A 1,260-nucleotide genomic window follows, 5' to 3' on the forward strand; every position below is an offset into this window, starting at 1 on the left:
ACTGTACTTGCCAAAATTCGGAGTAATAATTTGTAAAAAAAATAGAGACCGTCATATGTTTCCTTGTACAATGGAAGTACCACCCACCATTACGCAGAGGAGAACAAGACATGTCTCATACGTTCAAGGTAGCACATTTGGATACACTACACAATGCTTTTCGAGATTGGAAGATGAATCTCTATTTTTCTCGCCCGACCTTGCAGCATTTCGCTTCCTTTGTGACCGCCATGCTGTCTCCTACCTTTCAAGGAACGCTGACGGATGTAGCTCGAGAAAGCTTTAGTCCTCGGGATCGGCGCAGCCTGAGTCATTTTTTGGCCCATGGAAAGTGGGATACGTCCAGGCTGAAACAGATTAGCCGGGATCTGGCGGTTCAACATACCCGGCTTGTGGCTAGCGAGCAACAAGAACCGTTGTTTTTGTCCTTAGATGACACCGTGTGTGAAAAGACCAAGCCTTCGTCACAGGCTTTGTTTCCCATGGAAGCGGCTGCGTATCATTACGCGCATGCCAAGCATCGCAAGGTGTATGGTCATGCGTTGGTTCAGATTTTAATTCAGGCGGGTCATCACGTCTTTCCTTATGCCTGTGCTCGCTACAAAGGAAAGCAGGAAAGTAAAGTTGAACTCGCCGCACAGCTTCTTACCAACTTCCCGGTGTCGGATACGCCGACCTACGTGCTCATGGATTCCTGGTACCCTTCGGCTCATTTGCTGGAAACCTGCTTAGGCCAAGGCTTACATGTCATTAGTGCTTTGAAAACCAATCGAACCCTGTATCCTGGCGGTACCAAGCAATCCATTAAGGATCTGGCTGCCCACATTACACTGGAGCAAACCGATGTCGTGACCGTCGGCGGCTCCACGTACCGGACTTACCGGTATGAAGGCGCGCTTAATGTTCCTGATGAAGGTGTGGTGGTGCTATGCTGGAAAGCGGATGAACCGTTCGATTGTGGACAGGTGCGCGCTTTTTTAAGTACGGATTTGACATTGAGCACGGAACAAATCCTAAGCTACTATAGCAAACGTTGGGCCATTGAGACGTATTTTCGCACCGCCAAAATGAAGCTCGGTTTGGACCGTTACCAGGTTCGATCTGCAACTTCATTGGATCGGTTTTGGGCGTTGCTCGCTTTTGCTTGCACCTGCCTTCTCTACCATTGCCAGGGCAACCTGCTTGAAGGTCTGCAAACCTTTCATCGGCAGCACCATACGCACCAGGCTCGTTGGATTTATGAGCAGGGACGGATGGGAG

1 protein-coding gene is annotated in these 1,260 nt (G+C 49.5%); it reads left to right on the top strand.

Translation table 11 applies throughout. The annotated features are described in order from the left end of the window. Nucleotides 1-110: 110 nt before the first annotated feature. On the top strand, nucleotides 111-1,260 hold a 1,150-nt coding region (locus HNR77_RS29875), incomplete at its 3' end, for an IS701 family transposase (protein WP_184191739.1).

Origin of the sequence: Paenibacillus sp. JGP012, assembly GCF_014203995.1 — a bacterium.
GTDB lineage: Bacteria > Bacillota > Bacilli > Paenibacillales > Paenibacillaceae > Paenibacillus > Paenibacillus silvae.